Raw genomic sequence first — 26,424 nt, 5'->3', positions numbered from 1 at the left:
ACCACCAGCCACGCGGACCCGCGGGGCCGGACAAGCACACCCCGAGGAAGGCAGGCATCGCCATGCCCACATTCACCACGCCCACCCCGATCGACGTCGCCATCCACCTGCCGGTGGGCGCGATCGAGGTCATCGCGGGCGACCGCACCGACACCGTCGTGACCGTCTCGCCGACCAACCCCTCGAAGGCGGTCGACCGCCGGGGCGCCGAGGAGACCACGGTCGACTTCGCCGCCGGGGTGCTCACGATCACCGGTCCGAAGCCGCGCTTCAGCTTCATCGGCCCGAGCGAGTCGGTCGACGTGCGCATCGAGGTGCCCGCCGGGTCGCGGCTCACCGCCGAGGGCTCGATGGGCGGCGTCCGCACCGTCGGACGCCTCGGCGCCACCCGGATCAAGTGCTCCATGGGACCGGTCGACGTCGAGTCCACCGGCGACCTGTGGCTGCGCGCCGGGCACGGCAACGCGACCGTCGGCACGGCAGACGGCTCGCTCGAGATCACCGCCGACCACGGGCAGATCCGCATCGGCACGGTCACCGGTGACGCCGTCCTCAAGGCGTCGCACGGGTCCGTGCAGATCGGCGAGTCCGGCGCGGACGTCGACGCCCGGCTCTCCTACGGGGACCTGGAGATCACCAGGGCGCTCGGCTCGGTCACGACGAAGACCTCCTACGGCAGCATCTCGCTGCACGAGATCTCGGCCGGGTCCGTCCAGGTCGAGAGCGGCTACGGCCAGATCACCCTCGGCGTGCGGGACGGCGTCCCCGCCTGGCTCGACCTGTCCTCGAAGAGCGGGCACGTCCGCAACCAGCTCGAGGGCAACCGTGCCCCCGACGAGTCCGAGCAGTCCGTCGCCGTCCGAGCCCGCACCCAGGCAGGCAACATCACCGTCCAGCGCGCCGCCCGATGAGAGAGGGAACAACCATGTCGACCACCACCGCACCTGCCATCCGTGCGCAGGGCATCGAGAAGTCCTACAAGGACCTGCACGTCCTGCGCGGCGTCGACTTCGAGGTCGCACCCGGCAGCATCTTCGCCCTCCTCGGGTCCAACGGGGCCGGGAAGACCACGATGGTCCGGATCCTGTCGACGCTGCTGAAGCCGGACGCCGGCACGGCCACCGTCGTCGGGTCGGACGTCGCGAAGGACCCGCTCCAGGTCCGGGAGTCCATCAGCCTGACCGGGCAGTTCGCCGCGGTCGACGAGATCCTCTCCGGCAAGGAGAACCTCGTGCTGGTGGCCAGGCTGCGGCACCTGAAGAACACCGACCAGATCGCCGACGACCTCCTCGCGCGCTTCAGCCTCACCGAGGCGGGCTCGCGCCGGGTGGCGACCTACTCCGGCGGCATGCGTCGTCGGCTCGACATCGCGATGAGCCTCATCGGGCAGCCGAAGGTGCTCTTCCTCGACGAGCCGACCACCGGCCTCGACCCCGAGGCGCGCATCGAGGTGTGGCGGGTCATCAAGGAGCTGGCGGCGCAGGGCACCACCGTCCTGCTGACCACGCAGTACCTGGACGAGGCGGAGCAGCTGGCGGACCGGATCGCGATCCTGCACCAGGGCCGCATCATCGCGAACGGCACCCTCGGGGAGCTCAAGGCGCTCCTCCCCCCGGCGACCGTCGAGTACGTCGAGAAGCAGCCGACGCTGGAGGAGATCTTCCTCGCGCTCGTCGGCACCGGCAGCACCACCAACGAGCTGAGTGAGGACCTGTCATGACCACCACGCACTTCTTGAGCGACACCGCCGACCTGACCGGCCGCTCGCTGCGGCACATCACCCGCAGCGTGGACACGATCATCACGACCGCGGTCACGCCGATCGCCCTGATGCTCCTCTTCGTCTACGTGTTCGGCGGGGCGATCCAGTCGGGTACCGAGAACTACGTCAACTACCTGCTGCCGGGGATCCTGCTGATCGCGATCGCGTCGGGCATCGCCTACACGGCCGTGCGGCTGTTCACCGACCTGCAGAGCGGCATCTTCGAACGGTTCCACTCGATGCCGATCTCCCGGCCGTCCGTGCTGTGGGCCCACGTGCTGACGTCGCTGGCGTCCAACGGGATCACGATCGCGATCATCATCGTCGTCGGCCTGCTCATGGGCTTCCGCACCTCGGCCGGGATCGGGGCGTGGCTCGCCGTCGCCGGGATCCTGACCCTGTTCACGCTGGCGCTCACCTGGGTGGCCGTCATCGCCGGCCTCTCGGCGAAGTCCGTCGACGGCGCCGCGGGGTTCTCCTACCCGCTGATCTTCCTGCCGTTCATCAGCTCGGCCTTCGTCCCCACGGAGACGATGTCCGGTCCGGTGCGCTGGTTCGCGGAGAACCAGCCGGTGACCTCGATCGTCAACACGATCCAGGACCTGTTCGCCGGGACCCCGGTGGGCAACGACATCTGGGTCGCGCTGGCCTGGTGCGTCGGCATCCTCGTCGTCGCGTACGTCTTCGCGATGCGCACGTACCGCCGCAAGATCAGCTGACCGGGCTCCCGCTCAGCAAGCCTCCACCGTCCACGGTCCCCGTGGGCGGTCGAGTGCGTCTCACCGGGCGAGCTCCGGGTCGCTCGTCAGCTCGACGTTGGCCCACAGGTCGTACCCGAGCGGTTCCAGGTGGCCGATGAGCGCACGTCGGACGCGATCCTCGCCCGTCACGTCCCACGCCCCCGCCGGCACCACGAAGTCGACCTCGACGTAGAGGCGGCTGCCGAGCTTGGTGGAGCGGACGAACGGCTCGTCCAGGCCGAACTCCTCCCGCACGGACGTCACGGCCTCCGCCAGCACCGCGCGAACCTCGGCGGGCGGTTCCGCCTCCAGCAGCTCCAGACCCGCGGCCCGGAGCAGCCGCAGCGGGATCGGCAGCAGCACCAGGCAGGCCACCAGCACGAGGACCGGGTCGACGTACCGGACGACGTCGCCGACGTCCGAGAGCGCCAGCGCCAGTCCCCCGCCGACGGCGAACACCAGGCTCAGCAGGGCCCCCGCCCGCCACTGGGCGACCTCCGCGGCCACGAGCTCCGAGGCCGGCGCACGGTGGGTCAGCCAGCGGGCGACCGCGTACGAGCAGGTCATCGTGATCAGCCCGTACGCGAGGACGGTGCCGGGCTCGACGTCGGCGCCGCCGGCCGTGATGACCGCGACGGCGTCGACCGCGGCGTAGAGCAGCGTGCCCAGCAGCGCCACGCCCTGCACCGCGATCGCCAGCGGCGTGACGGCCGCCTTGCCGAACGGGAACCGCGCGCTCGGCACGTCGGCCGCGGCGCGGGACGCCATGAGCGACAGCGCGGACAGCACGATGCCGAGCAGGATGAAGGCGCCGTCGAACAGCAGCACGCGCGACTGGGCGGCGATGCCCCAGGCCACCGCGAGCGTGCCGAGGACGGCGGCTCCCCCGATGGACTCGTGCAGCGCGCGCCGCTCGTTCACTGCGACGTCACCGCGTCGCGCTGAACGTGGACGCGACCTCCAGCAGCAGGCGCGCGCCGAAGCCGGTCGCACCCTTCGTCCGCCACGCGTCGTCGGCGTCGGACCGCATCGTCCCGGCGATGTCCAGGTGGGCCCACGGGGTGTCCTCGACCCACTCGGCCAGGAACAGCGCCGCGGTGATCGCCCCGGCGTACTCGCCGCCGAGGTTCTTGATGTCCGCGACCTCGGAGTCCAGCTGCTTGCGGTACCGCCGGTCGAGCGGCAGCCGCCAGACCTGCTCATCGGTACGCTCCGCCGCCGCCTCGACCAGGTCGAGCAGACCGTCGTCGTTGCCGATCACGGCCGCGGTCAGCATGCCGAGCGCGGCCAGGGCGGCCCCCGTGAGCGTGGCGATGTCGACGATGGCGTCGACGCCGTCCTCCTTCGCCAGGGCGATCGCGTCCGCCATCACCAGGCGGCCCTCGGCATCGGTGTTCACCACCTCGATGGTCCGGCCGCTCCTCGACACCAGGACGTCCCCGAGCTTGGTGGCCGAGCCCGACGGCATGTTGTCCGTACAGGCCAGGTAGGCGCTGACCGCCACCGGGACGTCGAGGTCCGCGAGCGCAGTCATCGCCGCGAGCACCGCTCCCGCACCGCTCATGTCCATCTTCATGGCCGCGTGCATCGCGTTGGACGGCTTGAGGCTGATGCCGCCGGAGTCGTAGGTGATGCCCTTGCCGACGAAGCCGAGATGCCCGGTCGGCTCTGTGGACGGCACGTACCGGATCACGATCATGCGCGGCTCCACCACCGACCCCGCGTTCACGCCGAGCAGCCCGCCGCAGCCCAGCTCGATCAGGGCCTCCTCGTCGAACACCTCGATGTCGAGCCCGTGCTCGCCGGCGAGCCAGACGGCGACGTCGGCCAGGTCGGGGGCGGTGAGGTGCCCGGCAGGGGTGCTGGCCAGGTCCCGGGACAGCGACGCGGCGCGGGCGATCACGACACCCCGGTCGGCTCCGCGGCGGGCGTCGTCGGCCGACGCGTCGTCCACCAGGAGCACGATCTCCCGGACGGCGACCGTGGACGGGTCCGACCGGAGCGCGTCGTAGCGGTACCGGCCGAGCAGGATGCCCTCGACGACCGCCTGGGCGGCGTTCTCGACGGAGGCCCCGGCGCCAGCGAGGTCGGTGGTGAGGACGTCGTCGCGCCCTGCCGCCCGGGCGAACGCCGCGGCGGCGTCGCGCAGGGCCGCCACCGACGGCTCGTCGCCGACGCCGGTCACGACGACCGCGCCACCCTCGCGCGGCAGGATCAGCGTCTCCCCCACGGCTCCGCGGAAGCCCCACTCGGTGAGCGCCGCGCGGTCCAGCGGCACCCCGGACGGGACCGCGCCGGTGGCGGTCACGGCGAGCCCGAGGGCACGGCCGGCGCCGGCGCCGGGTGCGGCGACCCGGACGGACAGCTCCTCGAACCGGGCGCGGGACGGGATCGGGTCGAACGGCATGATCGAGCTCCTTACGTGGGCCAGATGACGGGGATGAGCAGGACCGCGACGACGAACCACGCCACCGTGGTCGCCAGGCCGAGCTTCCAGTAGTCGGAGAACCGGTAGCCGCCCGCCCCCATGACCATCATGTTGGCCGGGGTGGCGATCGGGGTCAGGAACGACGCGGCCCCGGCGACCGCGACGAGCATGAGCACGGGGGCGAGCGCGACCCCGGACTCGTTGCCCATGGCGACCGCGATGGGCGCGACGATGAGCACGGTCGCGGTGTTGCTGACCACCTGACCGAGCAGCACGGTGAGCACGAAGATCGCGGCGAGGACCACCTGCGGGCTGCCGTCGCCGACGATGCCGACCAGCCAGCCGGCGACCAGGTCCGCGGCACCGGACGAGGCGATCGCGACCGAGAGCGGGATGAGGCCGCCGACCAGCACCACGGTCTGCCAGGACACGGCCCGGTAGGCCTGCGGGACACCGACGACCCCGGTCATGACCATCGCCGTCGCGCCGGCCAGCCCGGCGATCGCGGGCGGGACCGCCCCGGTGGCCAGCAGTGCGACCGTCCCGACGAGCACCGCGATCGCGCGCCACGCCGTCGGCCCGAGCGCGACGGTCTGCCGGCGGACCAGCTCGGGGCTGTCGACGATGAGCACGTCGTCGTCGGCCGCGAAGGCCTCGACGTACGACCACGGCCCGTGCACCAGGAGCGAGTCCCCCTCGGCCAGCACCAGGTGGTCGCCGCCGCGGTCCTTGCCGAGGCGCCGGACGCCGAGCACGGTGACCCCGGACCGGACCAGACCCGCGAACACGGTCTCGCCGATCACCCGCGAGCGCGGGCGGACGACCAGCTCCGCGACGCCGACCTCGCGGCCGAGCAGCGCCTCGCGCGTCCCCCGGGTCAGCGGCGTCGTCGCGACCGCGAACCCGTGCCGCTTGACGAGCGAAGTGATGCCGTCGCTCTCGCCCGTCACCACGACGACGTCACCGACGGCGAGCAGGTCGTCCTCGGCCGCCGGAGCGCCGGTGGACCGCTGCACGCCGATGAGCACGACACCGTCCGGTACGGACACCTGCTCCCGGCGGCTGCCGACGACGTCGGACCCCGGCTGGACCGCGAGCCGGAAGAAGCCCACGTCCAGGCTGTAGTGCTCGACCAGCGTGTCGACGTGCGCGGAGTAGTCGGCGGGCAGGGACGTCGGTGACCGGTCGGGCAGGAGCCGGCGGCCGACGAGGACCGAGACCGCGATGGTCACCAGCACCAGCGGCAGGCCGATCAGCCCGAACTCGAAGAACCCGAACCGCTCCCCGGTGGCCTCGAACAGGGCGTCGGACACGATGACGTTGACCGTGCTGCCGCTGAGCACCAGGAGCGCACCGGCGCTCGCGGCGAACGCGAGCGGCATGAGCATCTGCGACGTCGACTGCTTCGACCGTCGTGACGCCAGCACCACCACCGGGAGCAGCGCGGCCGCCGCGCCGTTGGGGGTGACGAGCGCCGCCATGACCGCCGACAGGCCCATGAGCGCGATCAGCAGCCGGTTGCGCGCCGTCCCTGCGCGGGCGATCAGCTGCTGCCCGGCCCAGGCGGTGACCCCCGACGACTCGAGGCCCTCGCTGAGCACGAACAGGGACGCGATGAACACGACGACCGGGTCACCGAACCCCGCGACGGCCTCGTTCGCCGTGATCAGGCCGGTCGCGTACAGGGTCAGCGCGGTGAGGATCGCGACCACCCCGACGCTGAGCCGGTTCCAGATGAAGAGACCGACGCAGCCGCCAAGCACCAGCAGGCTCACTGTGGCGTCGGACACATCGCCACACTAGGGCGCGGCGACGGGCGTGCGGACGCCCCGCACCAGCAACCACCCCAGGAACGCGATCTCGGAGAGCCCACCCAGCAGGCCCAGGGCCAGGATCACGGACTCTGCTCCGGGCGCGACCAGCTCGACGCTGAGGCCGACCAGGTAGCCGACCCCACCGATCACGAGCGCGTACCCGAACAGGGCGGGGACCATCCCGGACCGCACCACCAGGTAGCCGAGCGGGATCAGCCAGCCGCCGAAGAACACCTGCGCGACCAGGTACCCGACGCCGTGCAGGTCCAGGAACAGCACGGCGAGATCGTCGGCTCCCCGCTGCGCCGCGAACGMCGCCCCCGCGTGGTTGACCAGGTTCGCGCTCTGCAGAGCCACGCTGACCGCGTTCATGGTGAGCATGGCGACGGCGGCCGTGCGGTGGACGTGCTCGAACAGGCCGTACAGGGCGATGCCGACCAGCAGGAAGCAGGTGAAGGCGACCAGGTCGGCGGCGAAGGCGACCTTCATGAGCTCGGCGCCGTCGCGGAGCGCGCCGGGGATGTCATTGGCCGCCGCGATCGTCGATCGGACGGCGAGCTCGGCGAAGCCGCCGCAGACGGCGACGACGAGGTACAGCAGTCCAGCCAGGCGTGCGTTCATCGGAGGCTCCTTCGGGCATGACGGATCGCGAGACCTGCTGGTCTCGTGCGGGAGGTGCGAGGGTCAGCCCGGGTACTGGAAGACGTCGTCGAGCGGGACGTCGAACACGCGGGCGATCTGGAAGGCCATCTCGAGCGACGGGGAGTAGCGCCCCTGCTCGATCGCGATGACGGTCTGGCGGGTGACGCCGATGCGTTCGGCCAGGTCGGCCTGCGTCATCTCGCCGTGGGTGAAGCGCAGCGTGCGGATGGAGTTGGTGACGCGTGTCGGAGGCTTCACCACGTGGAGAAGTCCTGCCGGTAGGCCGCCAGCTTGGTCATGGAGGAGAGGATCGCCGAGAGGACGAAGCAGAGGTAGATCACGTTGGCGATCCAGAACCAGTCCACCTCGAGCAGTGCCAGGACCATCGCGGCGAGGGCGCCGATGACGACGAACGACTGGCCCGTGCGCTCGCCCACCCGGTTGATCTCCTTGTCGCGCTGGTCCGTCATGTGCCCGTCGCGCCGGTTCGCCAGCCCGACGGCGATGGAGGCGAGGATGGAGACGACGATGGCGCCGCCGATGGACCACAGGAGCGGCCCGACGTACGCGACCTCGGTGAGCGGCACGTCCTGTGCCCGCGTCAGCACGACCACGACGTACACCGCGTACGCGAGCACGGAGACGACGAACATCACCCAGACGTTGCGTTCCTCGTACGACATCAGCGCTCCTCGGCGACGGTCAGGACGGTCTTGCCGCGGGCGTGCTCGGCGATCAGCCGGCGCACGGCCTCCGGGGCGTCGCTCAGAGGGTAGGTCCGCTCGATCGCGGGCGTGAGCGACCCGGCCTCGGCGAGCTCGCGCAGCCGGTCGAGCTTGGCCCGGCTCGGGGTGGCGAACACCGGCCTCAGGTGGTGCGCCACGAAGAGGTTCACGACGAGCGCCTGCGCCAGCCGAGCCATCGGCCCGATGATCGAGCCACCGCCGCCACCGGACAGGTGCAGCGTGCCGTGCGGGGCCAGCGCCCGCCGGTAGGCCGAGAGGCTGCGGTTGCCGACGAGGTCGATGATCAGGTCGTACCGGGTGCCGTCGCTGGTGAAGTCGGAGCGCTCGTAGTCGACGACGTGGTCGGCCCCGACCCCGCGGACCAGCTCGACGTTGCGGCCGCTGCACACCCCGGTCACCTCGGCCCCGAGCGCCGTGGCCATCTGCACGCAGAACGTGCCGACCCCGCCGGACGCGCCGTTGACCAGCACCTTCTGCCCGGGCTGGACCCCGGCGGTGCAGTCGAGCGCGGTACCCGCTGCGAGCGGCAGCGTGGCCGCCTGCTCGAACGTCAGGTTCGCCGGCTTGCGTGCCACGAGCCTCGCCGGGACGCGCACGTACTGCGCCCACACGCCGGCCACGGCCTCACCGAACACCTCGTCGCCGGGGCGGAGGTCGGTCACGTCCGCGCCGACCGCCTCGACCACGCCGGCGACGTCCTTGCCCGGCACCCGGTGCTTGGGCGTGCGCAGCCCGGACACGGTCCGGATCAGCGCCGGCCGGCCGGTGACCATGGCGACGTCGGCGAAGTTCAGCGACGAGGCGCGCACCGCGACGAGTACCTCGTCGGCCTTCGGCACCGGCCGCGGCACCGTCGTGTGCGTGAGCACGTCCGACGAGCCGTACGCGCGCTGGGTGATCGCCTGCATGGTGCGAGTCTCGGTCCGGACGTCCATCGGAGTCTCCTGTGTAAAGAATTGTTGACATGGCGAAGGTATGGCGAACCAGACATCGTGTCAAGAGTTCTTTACACGGCAGGATGGGCGCCATGCAGGTCGTCGCGCTCTCGGGAACCGTCGGTGCCGGCAAGTCGACGGTGGCCGTCGCCCTGCGGGACGCACTCCTCGCGCGCGGGCTCGCCGCCGGTGAGGTCGACGTCGACGCCATCGCCAACGAGACCCCGTCGCCACCCGACGACCCCTTCAACGAACGCGTCGTCGCCGCCCACCTGCGCACGATGCGACCGCACTGGCAGGACGCCGGACTGGACGTGCTGATCCTGCCGCGGGTCATCGAGACCGCCGCGCAGCGCGACGCCTACGCGGACGCCCTCGGCGAACCCGTCCGCGTCGTCCGGATCGACGTGCCCACAGCCCTCCGGCACGCCCGCCTCGTCGCCCGGCACCCGCCCGGCCCCGAGCGCGACTGGCACCTGGCCCGGACCGACGTCCTCGCCGTCCTGCTCGTCGAGGCCGGCGTGGAGGAGCTCGTCGTCAGCAACGTCGACCGCCCACCCTCGGCCGTCGCGTCGCAGATCGCGGACCTTCTGGGGTTCTGAACCCTCAGTCGACGACCGCCGCCACGGCCTCGATCTCGACGAGCTGGTCCTCGTACCCGAGCACGGTGACGCCGAGCAGGGTGCTCGGGACGTCGTGCTCGCCGAACGCGTCCCGAACCACGGCCCACACCGTGCCCAGGTCGTCCCGCTGCGACGACGCGACCAGGACGCGCGTGCTGATCACGTCCTCGATGGTCGCTCCGGCGGCGGCGAGCGCCAGTGTGAGCGTCTCGATGCACCGGGCCGCCTGACCGGCGTAGTCGCCGAGAGCGACGGTCGACCCGTCGTCGGCGAGCGGGCACGCCCCGGCCAGGAACACGTACCGCGCTCCCGGGTCCGCCGTCGCCGCGTACGCGTACTGCGCGACGTCGCTGAGCAGGGGGGATCGGATGAGCCGGACCGCGGTTGCCATGCGCAGAGCCTAGGGATCGAGCGAGCCGGGCAGGCCCAGCGCCGCGACGTGGTGCGCGCCGACGAACGCGTTGATCTCCGCGATCCGGCCGTCGACGACGCGCAGCACGTCGACCACGAGCGCCTCGTAGCGTGCGCCGCCGGGCTCCCGCAGGTAGTTGACCAGGGCGGGTCGGCCGTTGGCGCTCGACAGGACGGTGCGCCAGTCCAGCGGGCGGGCGAGGAACTCGGCCACGGTGTTGCGACCCTCCACGGGGGCGTCGGGCGGCATGGTGATCCGGACGTCGTCGGCGAGCAGCATCCGGAACGCCTCGGCGCCGGACGCAGCCGCGTACCGGCGCAGGATCTCCTCGTCCTGCGCGGTCAGTGCCGGGCGCCGCCAGTCGTCCCGGCTCGCGGGTGCGTGCCGACGGATCGTGTCCCGCGCGCGCTGGACCAGGCTGTTCGCGGCGGGCACGGCGACGTCGAGGGCGTCGGCGATCTCGGCGGGGGTCCAGCCGCTGACGTCACGGAGCACGAACGCGGCGCGCTGCCGGGGCGGCAGGTGCATGAGGGCGGCGATCAGCGCGAGCTCGACCAGCTCGTCGGCGGCGGCCTCGTCGTCGGGGAACGGGCCGATCTCGGTGCTCCACTCCAGGACGTCGCCGACCGGGACCGTCCGACGCTCCGCCGCCTTGCGGGTGTCGAGGAAGACGTTCGTCGCGATCCGGTAGAGCCACGTCCGTGTCGACGCGCGGCCGTCGAACGCGTCGCGTGATCGCCAGGCGCGCAGGAACGTCTCCTGGACCAGGTCGTCCGCGTCCGCGACGTTGCCCGTCAGCCGGTAGCCGTGCGCCCGCAGCTCACGCCGGTGCACCTCGAGATCCATGCCCGCTCCATCGATGACGTTTCCGACCTGGCTCGTCGGTACAGAGACCGACCACCCTGACCGGGAAGACCCCGTGACCGCCACCCCCGAGATCGTCGACCGCACCACCTGGCAGCGTGCGCGCGACGCGCTGCTGGTCCGCGAGAAGGCTCACACCCGCGCGGGCAGCGCTCTGGCCGCCGACCGTCGTCGCCAGCCGATGGTGGAGATCGACGGCGACGTCGAGCTGCTCGGCCCGGACGGACCCGTCGCGGTACGGGACATGTTCGAAGGCCGCGACCAGCTGATCACCTGCAAGCACATGTGGCACCGCGGCAAGGGGTTCGCGGACCAGTGCCAGGGCTGCACGGCGACGGTCTGGAACTTCCAGGACGCCAGCTACCTCGAAGCACGCGGAGTCACGTTCGCGATCTGGTGCGAGGGGCCGTACGACGAGTTCGCGCCGTTCCGCGAGCTCATGGGCTACACCGCGCCCTGGTACTCCCTCGACGGCGTCGACTCCCCCGGCATCTCCGACGGGTGGCTCAACGCGTACCTGCGCGTCGGCGACCGCGTCTTCCAGACCTTCGAGACGGACGGTCGCGGAGTCGAGGTGATGATGCCCGCCCTCCAGCTCCTCGACCTGACGGTGTACGGCCGGCAGGAGGAGTGGGAGGACTCACCCGAGGGCTGGCCGCAGGACCCGACGGGGAGCTGGTGGCGTCGCGACGGCCGGCCGGTCGCGCAGTGGACGCGGCCGGGCGTCTCCTCCCACAGCTGCTGCCGCTAGAGCACCCTGGCCAGGTCCTCCAGGGCGCCCAGCGGGTCCGCGCCGACCGGCATCAGGACCGTCGTCGTGACACCCGCGTCGTGCAGCTGGCCGATCCGGCGTCGGGTGTCGTCCACCGTGCCGACGACGGCGAGCTGGTCGACCCACGCGTCGGGCATCGCCGCGGCGAACGCCTCACGGGTGCCGGACGACGCCCGCAGCGCGCGGAACTCGTCGGCGAACGGCAGCGGCGCGATGTGCACGTCCCAGTCCGGGTCCCCGATCCACTCCAGCGCGGGCCGGGCGGCGTCGCGGGCCGCGGTCGCGACGTCGTCGACCACGGCGACGCAGTACGCGACGATCCGGTGCTCGCGCGTCGGCGCGATGTGCCGGAGCGCCTCGGCGACGTACTCGGGCGTCACCGGCTCCGCGAGGATCGTGCCGTCGGCGGACCGGCCCGCGAGCGCGAGCGACTTCGGTCCGCGGACGCCCGCGAGGATGCGCGGGACGCTGCTCGGCGGGGTGTTGAGCTCGACGCCGTCGAGGTGCACGTACCGGCCGTCCGCGTTCTCCCGCGTGCCGGTCAGCACCGCTCGGACCGCGTCCAGGTGCTCGCCCAGCATCGTCAGCGGGCTGGCCGGCCACGCGCCGACCTGCCGCATCCAGCCGGGCATCCCGTGCCCGATGCCGATGTCGACGCGGCCGGGGAACAGCTCCGCGAGCGTCGCCGCCTCCAGCGCGGTGAACGCCGCGTTCCGGACCGCGGCCGGCAGGATGCCGATGCCGAGCCGGATCCGCTCGGTCATCGCGAGCGCCGCGGCCGCCTGCGCGATCCCGCCGCGGAAGAAGCAGTCCTCGACCACCCAGAGCTCGTCGAAGCCGAGCGTCTCCGCGCGCTGCGCGTAGGTGCGGAACTGGTGTGCGGGCAGGTCCCGCGGCAGCATGACGCCGACAGCGCGCTCGGTCATCGGCTCTGGCATCAGATCTCCTTGATCACGCGCGCGGGGTTGCCGACCGCGACGACGTTGGCGGGCAGGTCCTTGGTCACGACGGACCCGGCGCCGACGACGGTGTTGTCGCCGATGGTCACGCCCGGGCAGACGATCACGCCGCCGCCGAGCCAGACGTTGTCGCCGATGGTGATCGGCTTGGCGGCCTCGAGCTTGTCCCGACGGGGCTCGGGATCCACGGGGTGGATCGGCGTCAGCAGCTGGACGTTCGGGCCGATCTTGGTGTCATCGCCGATGCGGATGTGCGCGACGTCGAGCGCCACGAGCCCGAAGTTGACGAACGACCGCGCCCCGACGTGCAGGTGCACCCCCAGGTCGACGTAGAGCGGCGGGCGGATCCACGAGCCCTCGCCGAGCGAGCCCAGGAGCTCGCGCAGCCGGTCGACCGCGTCGTCGTCACCGTCCCTGACCGCCTGGGCGAACCGCTCCGCGCGGGCCTGCGCAGCACTCGTCAGGGCGTGGATCTCGGCGTCGGCCTCGTACCAGTCGCCCGCGACCATCCGCTCGTACTGGGTCCGGGTGTCCTCGTCAGTCATGCGACCGACGCTCTCACAGCAGAGTTGCCGCGACACAGGCGACCGCGTCGAGACAGAGCACGCGCTCGAGCCGGCGCAACCACTCGAGCTCAGGGTCAGCCCTGGGCCGCCCGCAGGAACTCCTCCAGCAGCGGCCCGGCCGTGGTCGACCCGTACTCGCCGACGTCGACGAACACCGCGACGGCCAGGTCACCCTGGATCGCGATCATCCACACGTGGTTCTGCAGGTTCCCGGCCTCCCCGAACTGCGCGGTGCCGGTCTTGGCGGCCACCTCGTCGCCCGGGACGTCCAGCAGGAACGACGCACCGCCCTCGGTCACGACGCCGCGCATGAGCTCGTGCAGCGTCGCGCCCTCGTCCGCGGTCAGCGGGAYGATCGGCCGCGGGGCGTCGGTCGGCTCGTCGCTGGCCGCGGTGTCGTCGTCGGTCGGCTCCGGCGTCGCGGCGCCGTCCGCCGGCACGACGAGCCGCGGCACCACGGTCGCTCCGCGGGCCACCGAGGCGGCCACCGTCGCCATGCCGAGCGGCGACGCCAGCACCCGTCCCTGCCCGATCATCGAGGCGGCGTGGTCGGTGCCGTCCGAGTCGGCGGGGACGTCTCCGAGGAACGCGGGGAACCCGAGCGCCGCGTGGGGGTCGAGGCCGAGCGACCCGGCGGCGTCGATGAGGGCGTCCTGGTCCGCCGTGTCCCGGGCCGAGATGAAGGCCGTGTTGCACGAGTTGGCGAAGGCCGTCCGCAGCGGGATGGTGCCCAGCTTGTCGGTCGGGTACTCGGGGAAGTTGGTGAACGACCGGCCGTCGACCGAGATCGTCGCCGGGCACGTCGTGTCGCTGTCGGCCGTCAGCCCGGACCGCAGGAGCGCGAGCGCGGTCACCACCTTGAACGTGGAGCCCGGCGCGAACTGCCCCAGGGTCGCGGTCGACATGCCCTCCCCACCGGCCCCGCTGGCGGCCGCGAGCACGTCCCCCGTCGAGGGCCGGATGGCGACGACCGCACTGGCCGGCCCGACCCCGGAGATCGCGTACTCGGCGGCCTCCTGCAGGCCGACGTCGATCGTCGTGGTCAGCGGCGTGCCGGGGGTCGGCTCGACCACGTAGAGCTGGCGCGGCGCGACGCCGTCGGCCTGCGCGGCGGTGATCGTGAGGCCGGGCAGCCCGCGCAGCTGCGCGTCGTACTGGCGCTGGAGCCCGGACAGGCCGGCGAGGTCGCCGTCCGAGACGGCGCCGTCCGACTTCTCGATGATCTCCGCCGTTGCCGGCCCGACCGTGCCGAGGATGGGCCGGGCGAACTGGCGGGTGGGGGCGAGCGGCAGCTGGTCGACGACGTCGTTGACGCCGGGCATCGCCGCGAGGGCCGTGACGTCGTAGCTCGGGTCGCCGTGGCGGATCGTGATGGCCTCGATGAACGCCCGCTCGCCCGCGGCCGCGACCTTGGCCGCGTACGCCTCGGCGTCGATGCCGAGCGCACCGGCGAGCTCACGCGCGGCTGCGTCCTGCTCCGGTGCGGCGACCCGCGTCTTGTCGATGCCGAGGCGGTGGACGGTGCGCGGCTCGACGATCACGGCACCGTCGGCGCCCAGCACGTTGGCGCGGTCCGCCCGCGCCTTCTGGACGGTGAGGACCTCGCCCGCGACGAGGTCGGGTGCGAGCAGCGTGGGCGACCACGTGGCGGTCCAGGCGTTCGCCTCGTCGTCCAGGGCGAGCTGCGCGTGCGTCTCGTACGTCCAGTCGGCGTCGCTGTCGTCGACGTCCCACGTGTACCCGAAGGTCACCGTGGCGAGGTCCTTGTCCTTGTCGTCGATCGTGGTCGTGACGACCGTGACGTCGGGCTCCCACGGCGCGAGGCCCTCGTACGCGGCAGTCCTGGCCGCCGTCGCCTCGGTCTGGTCCACGGCGCCACCGGCGAACGGCGCGTCGGAGAAGTCGCCGGAGGTCAGCGCGCCGGCGAGCGCCTCCGTCGCGCTGTCCGGCGTCGGCGGCTTGGGCGAGCACGCGGCCAGACCGGCCCCGACCAGGGCGATCACGATGCCGCCACCCACGAGCCGCCGCCGGGCTGCTGTCCGTTCACCTGCGAACGTCATGCTGTCCTCTCGTCACGTGCGGCTGCGTCGCGCGTCGCCTCGTGAGCGTGCCATCGCGGGGTGGTCGAGCGGGTGAGAACGGACGACCCTTCACCACTCCTCCCCAGACGCGAGCACCCTCGCCGGGTCGTACGTCCGGCGCACCTGGGCCAGCCGGTCGGCCGTCGCCGGGTCCCACACCGCTGTGCCCCGCCCGGCGAAGTTGGGGTTGAGCTCGGCGGTGGTCCACGGTGCGAGGGCGGCGGCGACGGCGTCCCCGGCGGTCGGGAGGGTGCTGTCGAACTGGGTCGGGTCGACGCCGACGAGCCCGGCGACGAACGCCGCGGTCCGGCCCGAGACGGCCGACCCGCCGGGCGCGTCCACCCCCGTGGCACCGGCGACGTGCCGCAGCTCGACGGCCACGAACGGCTGACCTGTCGTCGGTCCGGCGACGTCGAGCCACGCGGTCGCGAGGTCGTCGTCCGCGCGGCTGAGCATGAACCCGCGCACCCAGCTGGGGGCCGGGTCGACGGGGTCGTTGTGGATCTCGGCCGACCGCGCCACCGGCAGGACGCCGACCGTGTCCAGGAACGTCGGGGCGAGCGCCCGCAGGGGTGCCGTGACCGCCGCCCCCGCTGCCTCGTCGCCGGGCCGCGCCACCCGCAAGGTCAGTGCCGTCCGCCCCCGCAGGAACGGCGGGACGGCCTCGAAGTCCGGGAAGTGGATGATCGCCGCGCTGGTCGTGGTCCCGGCGTCCGCCGTCGCCGTCCACGCGAGCCAACCGCGCAGGGCCGTCTCGATGTGCTCCGCGTCGAAGAACAGCGTCCCGGCGTACAGCTCCGGGATCGCGACGAGCCGCAGCCGCACCCGCGTCACCACACCGAGGCCGACCTTGCCGCCGCGGAGCGCCCAGAACAGGTCAGGGTGCTCGTCGGCCGACGCCTCGACGACCTCGCCCGCGCCCGTCACGACGGTGATCGACTCGAGGTAGTCGGAGCTGTACCCGTGGCTGCGCGCGAACGGACCGATCCCGCCGCCGAGCAGGTAGCCGACGACGCCGACGTGGGTGGACGACCCGGCGACCGGGGTCAGGCCGTGCGCGTCGGCGACGGGGACGACGTCGGTCCACAGGGCGCCGGCGCCGATCGTCGCGGTGCGGGCGTCCGGGTCCACCTCCACGCCACCGAGACGGCGGGTGGTCAGCAGGACCCCGGACGTGACGGGCGTGGTCGCGCCGTGCCCGGTGGCCAGCACGGTCAGGGGCACCCGGTGCTCGGCGGCCCAGCGCACGGCCGCGACGACGTCCGACGTGCTCGTCGCGCCGACCACCACGTCGGGGCTGTTCACGACCGCGCGGTTGTGCGGGGCGACCTCGTCCGCGAACCCCTCCTCGTCCGGGGTCAGCACGGGTCCGGTCACGAGGGAGGCGAGGGGGTGGGACATGCCGGAGCTCCTCTGCAGGTGGGTCACGGGCAGGGTGCCACGGGGGCACACGTGCGAGCACGACCTTTCCACCGACCTCCGACAGTGCGCGACGATCAGCGGGTGGCCGACGACTCCACCTACGTGACGCACGAGCCGACGGGGCCGCTCGGTCGGTACGTGGCGAGCATCTGGTACGCCCGCGGACGGCTGCGGGCGCCCGCGGAACGCGTGGCACCGACGGGGTCGGCGGTGCTCGGGCTGGTGCTCGGGGCGCCGATCGCCCAGGTCGCGCGCAACGGCAGCGGCGACCGGCACCTGGCACGCACCGGGTTCCTGCTGGGGCCCGACGACCAGCCGATGCTGAACCGGCCCCTCGGCGAGACGTGGTGCGTCGGGGTGGTCGCGACGCCGATCGGCTGCGCGACCGCGTTCGGCGTCGACCCGCGCGTCCTGCGCGGCCGGCTGGTCGGCGCCGAGCCGTGGGCGTCCGTGCGCCGCGAGCTGCTGACCCTGGACGACCCCGCCCGCATGATCGCGGCCGTCGAGGCGACGCTCGTCGAGGCCGTGGAGGTCCGCGAGCGCGCGCTGCCGCGCTGCACCGACGACGTCGAGGCCGCGGTGGCCGCCCTCGTCGCGGACCCGGGTCGACCCGTCGTGGACGTCGCCCGCGAGCTGCACCTGACGCACGCCCACCTCGACCGCGGGTTCCGACGGGTGGTCGGGCTGAGCCCCGGGACGTTCGCGCGGGTGACCCGGATGCGGGACCTGCTGGCGTCGCTCGACACCGGCCGGCCCGTCGGCTGGGGGCAGGTGGCCGCCGACCTCGGCTGGTACGACCAGGCGCACCTCATCCGGCACTTCCGGCGGCACACCGGGACGACGCCCGGCGGGTACGTGGCCGCGTACCAGGCGGTCTACGGTGACGCGCCGACGGAGCCGGGCTTCACACCGGTGGTCAATCCCGTCCAAGACCGCGCCGGCACCGGCGCCTAGCGTCGCGCCCATGACCACCGCGATCGACACCACGACGACCATCGCCGCACCTCCCGACGCGGTCTGGGCGGCGCTGACCGACTGGTCGCTGGCGTCGCGGTGGATGCCGGGGGTGACGGCGATGAGCGGGCCGGTGGCGCAGGGCGCCGTCGTGACGTTCACCGTCCGTGGCAAGGAGCGGACCGCGGTCGTCGACACCCTCGCCGCCCCGCGCACGCTGGCCCTGCTCTCGCGCTCCGGGCCGGTGACCGCGGTGTACACCTACACGCTGTCCGGCACCGCCGACGGGACGCGTCTTCGGCTGCTCGCCGACGTCGAGGTCGGTGGGGCCCTGAAGGTGCTCGCCCCGGTCATCCGCCGGTCCATCGCCAAGGAGGACGGCGTCCAGCCCGAGCGCCTGCGCGCGGTGGTCGAGCCGGCTATCCGACCAGCCGGCTGACCGCGCGGTGCAGGTCCGCGCGGACCGTCTCGGGCTCGGCCCCTGGCGCGAGCGTGACGCCGTGCACCAGCGCGAGCACCTGGCCGAGCAGCCGGTCCGCGGGCCACTCGTCGTCCCCCCGCACGGCGCGCAGCGCGGCCACCTTGCGGGCGTGCGAGGACTCGGAGTGCGCGAGCTGCGCGCCGGGACGCTCGAGCGCGTGCCACAGGAGCAGCCGCACCAGCGCCGGGTGCGCGACGTTGAACTCCCAGAGCCGGACCGCGTAGCCGGGCAGGTCGACGGCGTCGAACGGCACGGCGTCCAGCAGCTGCTCGATCCGGTCCTCGACCACCCGGTCGAACAGCCCGTCCTTGCTGCCGAAGTACGCGTAGATCCGCTGCTTGTTGGCGCCGGCGCGCTGGGCGATCCGGTCCACCCGCGCCCCGGCGAGCCCGCGCTCGGCGAACTCGTCGGCGGCGGCGTCGAGGATCCGGCGCGGGGTGTCCGCGGCCATCATGCGGGCAGCGCCGTGCCGGTCAGGTCCTGTGCCACCGCCCAGAGACGGGCGGCGGTGTCGTCGTCGCGCATGCGGCGGGAGAGGCGGACAGGCCCGGTGGGGCCGACGAGACCGAACCGGCCGGTCGGGCCGTAGTAGCCGTCCTCGACCGCCCGCGGGTCGGCCGCCGCGAACAGCATCGGCTCGGCGCCCTCGGGCGGCAGCTGCGACGGGACGAACGGGAACCTCGCGATGGACGAGCGGTGCACGGCGTCCTTGCCGAGCGACGCGCCCGCGGTCTGCAGGTTGGTCTGCGTGAACCCCGGGTGGGCCGCGTTGCTGCGCAGCGCCCAGCCATGCCGCATCGAGACGTGGGCCAGCTGACGGGCGAGCAGGAGGTCCGCCAGCTTGGACTGCGCGTAGGACCGCGTGGGGCTGTACCGGCGCCGGGTCCACTGCAGGTCGTCGAACCGGATCCGACCCACGGCCGCCATGCCGCTGCTCATCGTGGTGACGCGCCCGGCGGGAGCCACCAGCAGGAGCGGCAGGAGGCGGTTGGTCAGCGCGAACGGGCCGAGGAAGTTGGTGCCCAGCTGCAGCTCGAACCCGTCCTCGGTCTCGAAGCGGCTGGGCGGGGTCATGACGCCGGCGTTGTTGACCAGGGTGTCGAGGTGCGTCAGGTCGCGGCTCAGGGCGTCGGCGAAGGTCTGCACCGAGGCCAGGGACGCGAGGTCGACGATCCGCACCTCGGCGGACGCGCCGGGGTGGGCGGCGAGGATCTCCGCGAGCGCCTTCTCGCCCTTCTCCGCGCTGCGGACCGCGAGGACGACGTGCGCACCGGCGGCGGCGAGGCGTTCGGCGGCCTCCCGGCCGGTGCCGCTGTTGGCGCCGGTGACGACGACGGTGCGTCCGGTCTGGTCGGGGACGACGTACATCTGGGGCTCCTCGCAACGGCACAACCAACTGGTTAGTTGGCATCCTAGCGCGCGAACCGGCGGTCGACGGGTTGCAATGGACGGTATGAGCACAGTCCCGAACATCACCCTGAACAACGGCGTGCAGATCCCCCAGCTGGGGTTCGGCGTCTTCCAGATCGACCCCGCCGAGACCAAGGACGCGGTCCTGCAGGCGTTCGAGGTGGGCTACCGCCACATCGACACCGCGCAGATGTACAAGAACGAGCAGGGCGTCGGCGAGGCCGTCGCCGCGTCCGGCCTGAACCGCGACGAGGTCTTCATCACCAGCAAGCTCAACAACGACGCGCACGACCCGGAGGACGCGGCGATCGCGTTCGACCTGACGCTCGACACCCTCGGGCTCGACTACGTCGACCTGTTCCTCATCCACTGGCCGCTGCCGACGGTGAGCAGCTACGTCGACACGTGGAAGGCGATGGAGGACTTCTACCGCTCCGGCCGCGCCAAGGCGATCGGCGTCTCCAACTTCCAGCCGCAGCACCTGCGCCGCCTGCACGCCGAGACCACCATCACGCCCGCCGTGAACCAGGTCGAGGTGCACCCGTACCTCACGCAGACCGAGGTGCGCGCGTTCGACGCCGAGCACGGCATCGCGACCGAGGCGTGGAGCCCGATCGCGCAGGGCAAGGTCCTGGACGACCCGACGATCGTGCGCATCGCGGAGTCGCTGGGGAAGACTCCCGCGCAGGTCACCCTGCGGTGGCACCTCCAGCGCGGCGACATCGTGTTCCCCAAGTCCGTGACCCGCAGCCGCATCGAGGAGAACTTCGCGCTCTTCGACTTCGAGCTGTCCGAGGTAGACGTCGCCGACATCACGAGCCTCAACCGCGACGAGCGCACCGGCCCGGACCCCGACACGTTCGACTACGTTCCGGTTGCCGCGGACTGACCTGTCGATCCGGCTGCTCACCGTTCGTATGAGGGGTGAGCAGCCGGCGCAGGGCCGGTGCCGCACCGAGGAGGACGCCATGAGCCACTACCTGCTGAGCGTGATGGAACCCGACGGGCCCATGCCCGCCCCCGAGGTCCTCGAGCCGATCATGCAGGCCGTCGGCGTGGTCGACCAGGCGATGCGCGACGCCGGGATCTGGGTCTACGCAGGCGGCCTGCACGACCCGAGCACCGCGACCGTGCTGCGCGCCAAGGACGGCGACGTGGTCACCACCGACGGACCGTTCGTCGAGGCCCGCGAGCACCTGGGCGGCTTCACCATCGTCGACGTCGACGACCTCGACGCGGCGATGGACTGGGGCGGGCAGCTGGCCGTCGCGACGGGCCTGCCCATCGAGGTCCGGCCGTTCCGGTACCAATGACGGACGCCCGGTGACCGACGAGGACGCGATCGCGCGGGTGTTCCGCGCGGAGCACGGCCGCGCGGTCGCGGTCCTCGCCCGGTCGTTCGGTGACCTCGACGTCGCCGAGGAGGCCGTCCAGGACGCGTTCGTCGCGGCGGTCCAGCACTGGCCCGACGACGGCGTCCCCGCCAGCCCCACCGGCTGGATCATCACGACGGCCAAGCGCAAGGCGATCGACCGGCTGCGCCGGGAGGCGTCCCGCGACGACCGGCACGCGCAGGCCGCGCTGCTGCACGAGCGCGACGACCCGGTGGAGGTGGGCCCCGTGCGCGACGACCGGCTGCGGCTCGTCTTCACGTGCTGCCACCCGGCGCTGTCCGTCGAGGCGCAGGTGGCACTGACGCTGCGGCTGCTGGGCGGGCTGAGCACCCCCGAGATCGCCCGGGCGTTCCTGGTGCCGGAGCCGACGATGGCCCAGCGCCTGGTGCGCGCGAAGGGCAAGATCCGCGACGCCCGCATCCCCTACCGGATCCCGTCGGACGCCGACCTGCCCGACCGGCTCCGGGCCGTGCTCGCCGTCGTCTACCTGGTGTTCACCACCGGGTCCGGCGCCCTGACCCGCGACGACCTCTGCGCCGAGGCGATCCGGCTGGGCCGCGTGCTGGTCGAGCTCATGCCCGACGAGCCCGAGGCGCTCGGGCTGCTGGCCCTCATGCTGCTCACCGACGCCCGCCGCGACGCCCGCGTGGCCGGCGACGGCTCTCTCGTCCTGCTCCGCGACCAGGACCGCTCGCGGTGGGACCAGTCCCGGCTGGACGAGGGTCGCGAGCTCGTCCGTCGCTGCCTGCGCCGCGACCACCTCGGTCCGTACCAGCTCCAGGCCGCGATGCAGGCGGTGCACAGCGAGCCCGCCGGGACCGACTGGCGGCAGGTCGTGATCCTGTACGACCAGCTCATGTCGATCGCGCCGAGTCCCGTGGTGGCGCTGAACCGCGCTGTCGCCGTCGCGGAGCTGCACGGACCGGAGGCCGGGCTCGCGCTCGTGGACACCCTGCCGCTGGATCGCTTCTACCTGTTCCACGCGGTCCGCGCCGACCTCCTGCGCCGCCTGGACCGACCGGCGGACGCGGTCGACGCCTACGACGAGGCCCTCGCCCTGACCACCACCGCCCCGGAACGCGACTTCCTCCTGCGCCAACGCGCGGCGACCGCGACGCCGTAGGCGTGGGACGGCGCGTTCTGGCTCGTACAAGCCGGCGGAGTCCACCCGTTCCGGGCGATGCCCCCCTCGTCGACCTTCGTCGTCGAGAAGCCTGCCGACCTCACCGCATCCCCTATCGACGCCGACCACTCCCCCTCCGCCGTGGCGACTCGTCTTGACGACGGCGCCGAACCTGATGACGCGGCCGCGGTTGCTGGAGACTCGGCGCCGACAGACGGAGAAGAAGCGCCGCTGCTCCCGGCCCGGCCCCAGCGAGGGTTCTTCGTCGAGCGGCCACGATGACCTGAGCAGGAGCGCTGTCGGCCTCAAGTCTGACCGTCCTGTTGCCGACTACCACTGACATGCCACGCGCCCGAATTGCTCTATTGGTCGTTGCGACGCTCGCCGTTTCGGGCGTGGTAGCCCTCCCCTTCGCGGCGCCTGCGGCCGCCGTGTGTACCGTCCCGGGCTCTTCGCTCTGTGGATCTGCAGCAGGACTGGCCGTGCTCGAGGCGTCCGACGCCGCATACCTCGGCGCTGCCACGACGGCGACTGCTGCGGCGGTATCGACGGTCAGCCGGGTCGACCTAGCGGCAACGAGCGCGGCCGCTATCGGCGTCACCGCGCTGGGGTTCCAGTCCGGGTCTCTCCGCATCGGCTCCACGCCTGGAGAAGAGGGGGCCTCCGGTCTCGTCGCTCCGCCGCTCGCGCCTGGCTTCGCCCCGTCTCAGACCTATGAGCGCGTCCCCGTGCCGGGCTAGCACCCGCCGAACTCCACGGCGTTCACCACCTGGTCGCAGCCATCCACTCCCGACTACGGAGCGCCGACCGGAACGTTTGCGTTCCACTACGACATCGTCTGGGCAGGCGAGTGGACTCGGTGGACCGAGTCTGGAGGTGTGGGCCTGACGGTCAAGTGCAAGAACGGTTCGAATGCCGTCAGCTTCCAACCCACCGCCAACCGCGGGGTCAAGCCGGGCGGGCCGGCGTCAGGAACGCTCAGCTACACGTTCTCTTCGAGCGCCACTGCGTGCAAAGGCACCACCAGAGGCGGCTTCAGCCACGTCGACATCACCAACGCCTACAACGGCGCCGTGCTCGGCACCTACTACCCGCCCGGCCACCCCGATCGCCCGCCAGGCATCGAAGCCGGTCAGGGCAAGATCACTCGCTGGATCACCTGCGAGGGTCCGGACGGCCCACYCGCCATCGAGTCGGCTTGGTACGGGAACATCGCCACCGGAGGCGAGTACGAGCTCCCCGCCCTGACCTGCCCGGCGGGCATGGTGGCCGGCACTTTCGGCGCCGACTGGGACGCCGCCACACCTGGCATTCCCACTCAGCTGATCGTCCCCGCGACGCCGAACGCCCAATGGGTGCGTGACATCGTCGGCCTCTACCCGGACTGTCTCGAGAACGACTGCCGCCTAGAACTCCTTCACCGCACCGAGACGGGCTCGCAGACCTGCGGCGACCTGGCCGAGCTGTGCCCGAACTGGTACGTCGAAGCCGTACGCGGCACGGACCATCTGTGCAAGTGGGGACCCTACGACGTCGACCTCGACCGCTGCTCGGTCTACCGCGAGCCCGGGAAGATCAGCCCCAACGCCCGAATCAACGACAACGGCGGCGTCGAGTACCTGCCCTGGCCCGCACCCGACCTCACCTCCGCACCGGTCGCCACCCTGCGATCACTCCTGGCCAGTCGATACGGACCGGACGAGCGCTGCGCCGTTCTCGGGGAGAAGATCCGCCACTTCGCACCCGAGGTAGCCGTGCCGGATGCCGTTCTGGTGTGTGACGCGCTGGGTGTGCAAGCTGCCCTCAGTTTCGCCGCGAAGACAGGCTCGGTCGACTGGGGCTTGGTGTTCCTCGCGTTGCTCGACGCCGTACACGGCGACGAACCGACGTACATCGAGCCAGACTGCGGCAACCTCCGCACCGATGGCGTGTGCCTCGATGACGACGGTTCGCTCATACCCGAGGAAGAGCCGGAGCCCGCGCCCGCAGGCGGGGGTATCCCGCTGCCGCCCAACTGCGTTGAGGACCCAAGTGCACTGCAGGACCTAAGGGACGCCCTCAACGCGAAGGCGCAGGTGGAAGACCATCACCTCGCGACGGACAAGCACAAGACATTCACCCCGCAGTTCAAGGCGTTGCTGCGCGATAACTTCCCAACCGCCGGGCTCGATCTCACGAACGACAGTTGGAACCATCTCGACAAACTCCAGCGGGGCAACCATCCACCGCAGTATCACAAATGGGTCTACCGGAACATGGAACTTGCGGCCGAGCAGGCGAACGGGGATCCCCTGGTGTTCACAGCGTTGTTCGAGGCGTGGGTGAAGGTCCCCATCGACCAAGCCGACCCCCTCGTGCTGCGGTGGGCCTACTGGAGGTGCCTGTGAGGGCTGGAAGGATCACAGCGTGAGCGACTACTACACCCTGGAGTCCGACGGGGAGGCGCAGAACCAGGTGGCCCTCTCCACACAGTCGGGCGCGGCAGGCAATTTCGTCCGGAGCCTGCGGCACCGGCCCGGAGTTCGGGACAGCGTTCCGTTTTTGGAATGGCAGATGCCGACCTCGGACGTGTTCGACTGGCCGTGGAACTCCACCAACGCAACCCTGTTGTCCGATCGCGCCCGCACCGTGCTCGAGCCGGTCGTCGGTGTCGACGACCACGTGCAATGGCTGCCCGCGTTCCTGCTCACCCCCGATGGGGTGTCGTTGCAGTACTGGATCGCGCATCTCTATGAACCGTTGGACATCTACCACGACGGACTGACGGACCTAGGACCTAGCGGGATCCCGTTCGAGTGGACCTTGTCCCTCAGCAAGGCTGCCGGACATCACGTGTTCGCTCCGTCCCACATGAGCGGCCTCATCATCCTTAGCGCAGCCGCGGCCACGGCGGTACGCACCGCAAATCTCGCTGGGACCTCCCTGACCGCCTGCCCCTCGGCCTGATGAATGCCTAGACATCATGATCTTGAGGTCGTGGAGGGCATCGTCTATCGGTACCCGAACCGGCGTGGCATGGCGTGACCTGCCGTTCGAGTTCGGTCCATGGCAGACAGTGTGGAAGCGACACAAGCGGTTCAGCAGCGACGGGACCTGGGACGACGTGCTCACGGCCCTGCTTGCGCAGGCGGACGCCGCCGGGGAGATCGACTGGGCGGTTTCCATCGACTCCACGATCAACCGAGCCCACCAGCACGCCGCGACCCTGCCACGCACCACGGGGGCCCAGTCGAATCACATGAATCAGCGACTCGAGCCGCGCTACGACAAGCTCGCCACCCTCTACCGCGGCGGCGCCGTCCTGGCCGCAGTGCTGGCATGGCTGCGCCACGGAGCCAGCCCGGACCTCGACAGGTTCGGCCGTAGCCCGAGTGGGCTATGCCCGGCCGGGGTAGCCGTGCTGCCGCCAGCAACCCGAGATACTGACGAGATGGAAGATTTTACTGCGGTCAGCTCGAACGCTCTCGGACCCACCGGAGTGGACGCGCGACGCTACGGCGCGGCCGCCGCGTACCAAGAGCTGCGCCGCCGTCTGGGCCAGCGACTGGTCGAGGAGGAGCAGGCCTCTGACACCTGTGAACCCCACTGGACCGCCTACCGCCTCGCGATGGAGGAACCGTCGCTCCATCGCCTGCTGCTGGATGTGGTTCGTGGAGAACCCAACGAAGGCATGGCCCTGAGCCCCGTGTTCGCGGTCATCGAGGGAGATGATCCGGCCTTGTCCCGATTGGCGCTCGACGTTCTCGAGCCCGGGAGTCGCGAACAGCTCATGGCAGAACAGCGTGCCCGCGACGTGGTCCTAGTTCGTGCGGCCGCGGCCGGCGATGCCAGTTCTGGTGAGCCGGCCGACACCTGGAGCCCCTGGGCTCAACGCCAAGCCTGCCGCACAGCGACCGACCTCCGGGTGCTCGACCTCCTCGGGTCGAACGGGATTTCCCGACACGTGCGCGCCCAGGCCACGGAGCGCGCGCGCAGACGCCGCAAAGAGGCCGCTTCCCAGAGCTAGTACATGGAGGAGCCAACCGTCACTTTGGGAGACACGTCCTAGGTGCCCTGGAGATTCGGTTGGGTGTCAGGGGCCGAGTGGGCGGCCTGCGGGTAGTTGCTGGTCACCGCCGGTGTACCCGGGCGCCGCCGTTGTGGGTGTCCTCGAGACGTTGGACCTCGGTTTCGAGAGGCGCTCGAGCACGCCCGACGGGCGCGCGCACGTGGCCGGCGGCACCCGCCGGCGACCGTGAGATCGGCAGTTTGCGACGAGATCGGCAGTTGCAACTCACGTTCTCGTCGCAAACTCAC

Annotated in this window: 27 protein-coding genes and 1 pseudogene; 13 read left to right on the top strand and 15 right to left on the bottom strand. The window is 71.9% G+C overall.

Annotated features, from left to right (window positions below):
- Window positions 1-62: 62 nt before the first annotated feature.
- From ACXJKF_RS07805 to ACXJKF_RS07795, 3 genes are read left to right on the top strand one after another with little or no spacing between them, the layout of a single operon-like run.
- Window positions 63-911: a DUF4097 family beta strand repeat-containing protein gene (locus ACXJKF_RS07805; RefSeq protein WP_456787168.1), complete on the top strand. Its 849-nt coding sequence runs from the start codon at window positions 63-65 to the stop codon at window positions 909-911.
- Between the two features lie 14 nt (window positions 912-925).
- Complete coding sequence (locus ACXJKF_RS07800; protein WP_456787167.1) at window positions 926-1,720, top strand: ABC transporter ATP-binding protein; 795 nt, start codon at window positions 926-928, stop codon at window positions 1,718-1,720.
- Window positions 1,717-2,481, top strand: coding sequence for an ABC transporter permease (locus ACXJKF_RS07795; RefSeq protein ID WP_456787166.1), 765 nt, complete (start codon window positions 1,717-1,719; stop codon window positions 2,479-2,481). Before ACXJKF_RS07800 ends, ACXJKF_RS07795 begins: the two co-directional genes overlap by 4 nt.
- 60 nt (window positions 2,482-2,541) lie before the next feature.
- On the opposite strand, the gene ACXJKF_RS07790 is transcribed toward ACXJKF_RS07795, so the two are convergent.
- The 7 genes from ACXJKF_RS07790 to ACXJKF_RS07760 form a co-directional block, all read right to left on the bottom strand.
- A complete protein-coding gene (locus ACXJKF_RS07790) occupies window positions 2,542-3,423 on the bottom strand; it encodes a cation transporter (protein WP_456787165.1) in 882 nt (293 codons plus the stop codon).
- Between the two features lie 7 nt (window positions 3,424-3,430).
- Window positions 3,431-4,909 carry a leucyl aminopeptidase gene (locus ACXJKF_RS07785; RefSeq protein WP_456787164.1) on the bottom strand — a complete coding sequence of 493 codons (1,479 nt, stop codon included), beginning with the start codon at window positions 4,907-4,909 and terminating at the stop codon, window positions 3,431-3,433.
- Window positions 4,910-4,920: 11 nt separating this feature from the next.
- Window positions 4,921-6,720: an SLC13 family permease gene (locus ACXJKF_RS07780; RefSeq protein WP_456787163.1), complete on the bottom strand. Its 1,800-nt coding sequence runs from the start codon at window positions 6,718-6,720 to the stop codon at window positions 4,921-4,923.
- A 9-nt stretch (window positions 6,721-6,729) separates the two neighbouring features.
- Window positions 6,730-7,365 carry a DUF4386 domain-containing protein gene (locus tag ACXJKF_RS07775; RefSeq protein ID WP_456787162.1) on the bottom strand — a complete coding sequence of 212 codons (636 nt, stop codon included), beginning with the start codon at window positions 7,363-7,365 and terminating at the stop codon, window positions 6,730-6,732.
- Window positions 7,366-7,428: 63 nt separating this feature from the next.
- On the bottom strand, window positions 7,429-7,644 hold the full coding sequence (locus tag ACXJKF_RS07770; RefSeq protein WP_369816320.1) for a helix-turn-helix transcriptional regulator: 216 nt from the start codon (window positions 7,642-7,644) through the stop codon (window positions 7,429-7,431).
- Window positions 7,641-8,069: a hypothetical protein gene (locus ACXJKF_RS07765; RefSeq protein WP_456787161.1), complete on the bottom strand. Its 429-nt coding sequence runs from the start codon at window positions 8,067-8,069 to the stop codon at window positions 7,641-7,643. The genes ACXJKF_RS07770 and ACXJKF_RS07765 overlap by 4 nt, the downstream gene beginning before the upstream one ends.
- Entirely contained in the window at window positions 8,069-9,040 is a 972-nt protein-coding gene (locus ACXJKF_RS07760; RefSeq protein WP_456787160.1) for an NAD(P)-dependent alcohol dehydrogenase, read from the bottom strand. The genes ACXJKF_RS07765 and ACXJKF_RS07760 overlap by 1 nt, the downstream gene beginning before the upstream one ends.
- Before the next feature lie 119 nt (window positions 9,041-9,159).
- On the opposite strand from ACXJKF_RS07760, the gene ACXJKF_RS07755 reads away from it, so the two are divergent.
- On the top strand, window positions 9,160-9,669 hold the full coding sequence (locus tag ACXJKF_RS07755) for an adenylyl-sulfate kinase (RefSeq protein ID WP_456787159.1): 510 nt from the start codon (window positions 9,160-9,162) through the stop codon (window positions 9,667-9,669).
- A 4-nt stretch (window positions 9,670-9,673) separates the two neighbouring features.
- Here the strand turns inward: ACXJKF_RS07755 and ACXJKF_RS07750 are convergent, their stop codons facing one another.
- Window positions 9,674-10,081: a RidA family protein gene (locus ACXJKF_RS07750; protein ID WP_456787158.1), complete on the bottom strand. Its 408-nt coding sequence runs from the start codon at window positions 10,079-10,081 to the stop codon at window positions 9,674-9,676.
- Window positions 10,082-10,090: 9 nt separating this feature from the next.
- A complete protein-coding gene (locus ACXJKF_RS07745) occupies window positions 10,091-10,948 on the bottom strand; it encodes a sigma-70 family RNA polymerase sigma factor (protein ID WP_456787157.1) in 858 nt (285 codons plus the stop codon).
- Window positions 10,949-11,021: 73 nt separating this feature from the next.
- Here ACXJKF_RS07745 and ACXJKF_RS07740 point away from each other — a divergent pair, with 73 nt between their 5' ends.
- Complete coding sequence (locus ACXJKF_RS07740) at window positions 11,022-11,717, top strand: DUF899 family protein (protein ID WP_456787156.1); 696 nt, start codon at window positions 11,022-11,024, stop codon at window positions 11,715-11,717.
- Here ACXJKF_RS07740 and ACXJKF_RS07735 read toward each other — a convergent pair.
- The 4 genes from ACXJKF_RS07735 to ACXJKF_RS07720 form a co-directional block, all read right to left on the bottom strand.
- Window positions 11,714-12,676, bottom strand: coding sequence for an LLM class flavin-dependent oxidoreductase (locus ACXJKF_RS07735; protein ID WP_456787155.1), 963 nt, complete (start codon window positions 12,674-12,676; stop codon window positions 11,714-11,716). The genes ACXJKF_RS07740 and ACXJKF_RS07735 overlap by 4 nt on opposite strands.
- A complete protein-coding gene (locus tag ACXJKF_RS07730; protein ID WP_456787154.1) occupies window positions 12,676-13,242 on the bottom strand; it encodes a sugar O-acetyltransferase in 567 nt (188 codons plus the stop codon). Before ACXJKF_RS07730 ends, ACXJKF_RS07735 begins: the two co-directional genes overlap by 1 nt.
- 95 nt (window positions 13,243-13,337) lie before the next feature.
- Window positions 13,338-15,323, bottom strand: coding sequence for a penicillin-binding transpeptidase domain-containing protein (locus tag ACXJKF_RS07725; protein ID WP_456787153.1), 1,986 nt, complete (start codon window positions 15,321-15,323; stop codon window positions 13,338-13,340).
- 90 nt (window positions 15,324-15,413) lie between these two features.
- Entirely contained in the window at window positions 15,414-16,745 is a 1,332-nt protein-coding gene (locus tag ACXJKF_RS07720; protein WP_456787152.1) for an FAD-binding oxidoreductase, read from the bottom strand.
- 102 nt (window positions 16,746-16,847) lie between these two features.
- Here ACXJKF_RS07720 and ACXJKF_RS07715 point away from each other — a divergent pair, with 102 nt between their 5' ends.
- Both ACXJKF_RS07715 and ACXJKF_RS07710 read left to right on the top strand, forming a co-directional pair.
- Window positions 16,848-17,720: a helix-turn-helix domain-containing protein gene (locus tag ACXJKF_RS07715; protein WP_456787151.1), complete on the top strand. Its 873-nt coding sequence runs from the start codon at window positions 16,848-16,850 to the stop codon at window positions 17,718-17,720.
- 10 nt (window positions 17,721-17,730) lie between these two features.
- Complete coding sequence (locus ACXJKF_RS07710; protein WP_456787150.1) at window positions 17,731-18,159, top strand: SRPBCC family protein; 429 nt, start codon at window positions 17,731-17,733, stop codon at window positions 18,157-18,159.
- Here ACXJKF_RS07710 and ACXJKF_RS07705 read toward each other — a convergent pair.
- Together ACXJKF_RS07705 and ACXJKF_RS07700 are read right to left on the bottom strand one after the other, a co-directional pair.
- Window positions 18,140-18,655, bottom strand: coding sequence for a TetR/AcrR family transcriptional regulator (locus tag ACXJKF_RS07705; RefSeq protein ID WP_456787149.1), 516 nt, complete (start codon window positions 18,653-18,655; stop codon window positions 18,140-18,142). The two genes, ACXJKF_RS07710 and ACXJKF_RS07705, sit on opposite strands and share 20 nt — an antisense overlap.
- Window positions 18,652-19,569: an SDR family oxidoreductase gene (locus ACXJKF_RS07700; RefSeq protein ID WP_456787148.1), complete on the bottom strand. Its 918-nt coding sequence runs from the start codon at window positions 19,567-19,569 to the stop codon at window positions 18,652-18,654. Before ACXJKF_RS07700 ends, ACXJKF_RS07705 begins: the two co-directional genes overlap by 4 nt.
- Window positions 19,570-19,654: 85 nt before the next feature.
- On the opposite strand from ACXJKF_RS07700, the gene ACXJKF_RS07695 reads away from it, so the two are divergent.
- From ACXJKF_RS07695 to ACXJKF_RS07670, 6 genes and pseudogenes are all read left to right on the top strand, one after another.
- Window positions 19,655-20,500, top strand: coding sequence for an aldo/keto reductase (locus ACXJKF_RS07695; protein ID WP_456787147.1), 846 nt, complete (start codon window positions 19,655-19,657; stop codon window positions 20,498-20,500).
- A 79-nt stretch (window positions 20,501-20,579) separates the two neighbouring features.
- Window positions 20,580-20,924 (top strand): YciI family protein, encoded by a 345-nt coding sequence (locus ACXJKF_RS07690; RefSeq protein ID WP_055919948.1) that lies wholly within the window; start codon window positions 20,580-20,582, stop codon window positions 20,922-20,924.
- A 10-nt stretch (window positions 20,925-20,934) separates the two neighbouring features.
- A complete protein-coding gene (locus ACXJKF_RS07685) occupies window positions 20,935-22,128 on the top strand; it encodes an RNA polymerase sigma factor (RefSeq protein ID WP_456787146.1) in 1,194 nt (397 codons plus the stop codon).
- An 878-nt stretch (window positions 22,129-23,006) separates the two neighbouring features.
- On the top strand, window positions 23,007-24,515 hold the full coding sequence (locus ACXJKF_RS07680) for an AHH domain-containing protein (RefSeq protein WP_456787145.1): 1,509 nt from the start codon (window positions 23,007-23,009) through the stop codon (window positions 24,513-24,515).
- A 19-nt stretch (window positions 24,516-24,534) separates the two neighbouring features.
- Window positions 24,535-25,074: a hypothetical protein gene (locus ACXJKF_RS07675; protein WP_456787144.1), complete on the top strand. Its 540-nt coding sequence runs from the start codon at window positions 24,535-24,537 to the stop codon at window positions 25,072-25,074.
- Window positions 25,075-25,080: 6 nt separating this feature from the next.
- Window positions 25,081-25,372: pseudogene (locus ACXJKF_RS07670) on the top strand (transposase); the annotation flags it as partial.
- Window positions 25,373-26,424: the final 1,052 nt, after the last annotated feature.

The sequence above is a fragment of the Cellulomonas sp. P5_C5 genome (assembly GCF_054049655.1).
This window is presented reverse-complemented; position numbering and strand designations above follow the sequence as displayed.